At 66.5% G+C, this 3279-nt stretch carries 4 protein-coding genes; all 4 read left to right on the forward strand.

Annotation, left to right across the window (positions count from 1 at the left end; all coding sequences use genetic code 11):
• The coding region (locus PFH44_RS26105; protein WP_283826628.1) for a heme lyase CcmF/NrfE family subunit at window positions 1–1691 on the forward strand (1691 nt) is incomplete at its 5' end.
• Entirely contained in the window at window positions 1688–2245 is a 558-nt protein-coding gene (locus tag PFH44_RS26110) for a DsbE family thiol:disulfide interchange protein (RefSeq protein ID WP_283826629.1), read from the forward strand. The genes PFH44_RS26105 and PFH44_RS26110, both read left to right, overlap by 4 nt.
• Complete coding sequence (locus tag PFH44_RS26115) at window positions 2242–2700, forward strand: cytochrome c-type biogenesis protein (RefSeq protein ID WP_463671579.1); 459 nt, start codon at window positions 2242–2244, stop codon at window positions 2698–2700. The genes PFH44_RS26110 and PFH44_RS26115 overlap by 4 nt, the downstream gene beginning before the upstream one ends.
• On the forward strand, window positions 2697–3279 hold a 583-nt coding region (ccmI, locus tag PFH44_RS26120; protein ID WP_283826630.1), incomplete at its 3' end, for a c-type cytochrome biogenesis protein CcmI. The genes PFH44_RS26115 and ccmI, both read left to right, overlap by 4 nt.

The raw sequence follows: 3279 nt of genomic DNA on the forward strand, positions 1-3279 counted from the left end.
GGGGCGCCCACGAGGGCTCCCTGCTGCTGTGGGTGCTGCTGCTGAGCGTCTGGACCTTTGCGGTGGCGCTGCTGAGCCGCCGCATGCCGCTCGACGCCGTCGCCAGAGTGCTGGCGGTGATGGGGATGATCGCCTTCGGCTTTCTGCTGTTTATTCTGCTCACCTCCAACCCCTTTACCCGCACGCTGCCGCTGTATCCCATCGATGGCCGGGATCTCAATCCGCTGCTGCAGGATATCGGCATGATCTTCCATCCGCCGATCCTCTATATGGGCTACGTGGGCTTCTCGGTGGCCTTTGCTTTCGCCATCGCGTCGCTGCTGGCCGGGCGGCTGGATACGGCGTGGGCGCGCTGGTCGCGGCCGTGGACCCAGGCGGCGTGGGTTTTCCTGACCCTTGGCATCGTCCTCGGGTCGGCGTGGGCCTACTACGAGCTGGGCTGGGGCGGCTGGTGGTTCTGGGACCCGGTGGAGAACGCCTCCTTTATGCCGTGGCTGGTCGGCACCGCGCTGCTGCACTCGCTGGCGGTAACGGAAAAACGCGGCAGCTTCCGCGCCTGGACCGTACTGCTGGCGATCTCCGCCTTTTCGCTGTGCCTGCTGGGGACCTTCCTGGTGCGTTCCGGGGTGCTGGTCTCGGTCCACGCCTTCGCCTCCGACCCGACGCGCGGGCTGTTTATTCTCGCGCTGCTGGTCATTGCCATCGGCGGATCGCTGCTGCTGTACGCCATTAAGGGCGGACGGGTGCGGGCGCGCGTCGAGCATTCGCTGTGGTCGCGGGAGTCGTTCCTGCTGAGCAACAATATTCTGCTGATTGCCGCCATGCTGGTGGTGCTCCTCGGAACGCTGCTGCCGCTGGTGCATAAAGAGCTGGGGCTGGGCAGCATTTCGATTGGCGAACCCTTCTTCAACACCATGTTTACCGCCCTGATGGCGCCGTTTGCGCTGCTGCTGGGCATCGGGCCGCTGGTGCGCTGGCGGCGCGACGCTGCGGCGAAACAGCTGAAGCGCGCGGCGGCTTCAGCTGTCGTCACCCTGCTGCTGGCGCTGCTGCTGCCGTGGCTGCTGGAGGACCGCATTGCGGCGATGGCGACGCTGGGCCTGATGATGGCGATCTGGGTGCTTATCTTCTCGCTGATCGAGGTGCACGAACGCGCTACCCACCGGCACGGATTCTGGCGCGGGTTAAGGACGCTCTCGCGCAGCCAGTGGGGGATGGTGCTCGGCCACGTCGGCGTGGCGGTGACGGTTATCGGCATCGCGTTCAGCCAGAGCTACAGCGTGGAGCGCGACGTGCGGATGAAGGCCGGCGACAGCATTGATATCCACCGCTACCACTTCGTTTTCGCGGGCGTGCGCAACATCGTGGGCGCCAACTGGACCGGCGGCGAAGGGGTGATTCAGGTCACCCGCGGCGGGCGGCCGGAAGCCACGCTGTATGCGCAAAAGCGCTTCTACAGCGCCAGCCGGATGATGATGACCGAAGCGGCGATTAGCGGCGGGCTGACCCGCGACCTGTACGCCGCGCTGGGCGAGGAGCTGGGCGACGGCAGCTGGGCGGTGCGCCTCTACTACAAACCCTTCGTGCGCTGGATCTGGTACGGCGGCGTGCTGATGGCGCTCGGCGGCCTGTGCTGCATGCTCGACCCGCGCTACCGGCTGCGTAAAAAACTGCAGGAGGCGCAATCATGAACCGCAGATGGCTTTTTCTCCCGCTGGCGCTGTTCCTGGCGCTGGCGGCGGCGCTGTTCTGGCAGCTGATGCGCAACGCCGACGGCGATGACCCGACGACGCTGGAGTCGGCGCTGGTAGGCAAACCGGTGCCGGAGTTTCGCCTCGAGGCGCTGAACGTCCCGGGCCAGCTCTACGATCGCTCGGTGCTGGTCAGCGGCGGGCCGCTGCTGCTCAACGTCTGGGCAACATGGTGCCCGACCTGTCGCGCCGAGCATCAGTTCCTTAACGGTCTGGCACAGCAGGGGGTACGCGTGGTGGGGCTGAATTACAAAGACGACCGCCGCAAAGCGGTGAGCTGGCTCGATAGCCTCGGCAATCCGTACGCCGTCAGCCTGTTCGACGGCAGCGGTATGCTGGGGCTGGACCTCGGCGTTTACGGCGCGCCGGAGACCTTTCTGATCGACGGCCGGGGAATTATCCGCTGGCGGCACGCGGGGGATCTCAATGAGCGGGTCTGGCGCGAGCAGCTGCGGCCGCTGTGGGAGAAATATCGCCGGGAGTCGGCCTCATGAAGCGCCTGCTGAGCGGCGTGATGGCGCTGCTGCTGTCGGGCAGCGCGCTGGGAGCCATTGATACCTGGCAGTTTAAAAACGAGGCCCAGGAGCAGGCGTTTCGCGAGGTGACCTCCCAGCTGCGCTGTCCGAAATGCCAGAACAACAGCATCGCGGATTCGAATGCGATGATCGCCGCCGATATGCGGCTTAAGGTCTACGAGCTGCAGCAGCAGGGGCAGAGCAAGGAGCAGATCGTCGCCTATATGGTGGCGCGCTATGGCAGCTTCGTCAGCTATGAGCCGCCGCTGACGGCGGGGACGATCCTGCTGTGGCTGATCCCCGGGCTGTTTGTGGCTGCGGGCGCCGGGCTGCTGGTGGCGCGCGCCAGGCGTCGCGATACCGCCGATGCGGCGCTGAGCGAACAAGAGCGCCAGCGGCTGGCGGCGTTACTGAAAAAAGGAAATGATGCATGACTGCGTTCTTAATCGTTGCCGCGCTGCTGCTGGCCGGCGCCCTCGCGCTGCTCTATCTGCCCTGGCAGGAGAAAGGGGCGATGGACCGGGATCGGCTTAACCGGGCGCTCTACCGCTCGCGCCTGGAGGAGCTGGAGCAGGAAAACGGCGCTCACCGCGAGGCGCTGGTGGTGGAGCTGCAGCGCACGCTGCTGGCGGATATTCCGGAGTCAGACGCCCGCGCTCCCCGGCCCCTCGGCCGCCGGGTGCTGCTGCCGGGAGCGCTGGCGCTGGTCTGCCTCAGCGGCGGCCTGTTCCTTAAAACCAGCGATTTCGGCCAGGTGATGCTCTGGCAGCAGGCGCAGCGCCACTATCCGGCCCTGCTGCAGCAGGTACAAGACCCCGCCGCCGCGCCGCTGCGGATGGATGAGATCGCCGAGCTTCGGCTGGGACTGCGCAGCCGGCTGCAGGATAATCCGCAGGATCTCGCCGGCTGGCAGCTGCTGGGGCGTATCGGCCTGTTGCTGAACGACGGCGAGACGGCGATCGGCACGTTTGCCCGCGCCCATCGGCTGCCGGCGGACGACCCGGCGGCGACCT

Origin of the sequence: Klebsiella sp. Ech2A (assembly GCF_030078455.1) — a bacterium.
In the GTDB taxonomy this organism is placed as follows: Bacteria; Pseudomonadota; Gammaproteobacteria; order Enterobacterales; family Enterobacteriaceae; genus Klebsiella; species Klebsiella terrigena.

Coding starts and splice junctions, on each gene's coding strand:
- PFH44_RS26110 (WP_283826629.1), top strand. CDS start 1,688: ATGAACCGCAGATGGCTTTTTCTCCCGCTGGCGCTGTTCCTGGCGCTG.
- PFH44_RS26115 (WP_463671579.1), top strand. CDS start 2,242: ATGAAGCGCCTGCTGAGCGGCGTGATGGCGCTGCTGCTGTCGGGCAGC.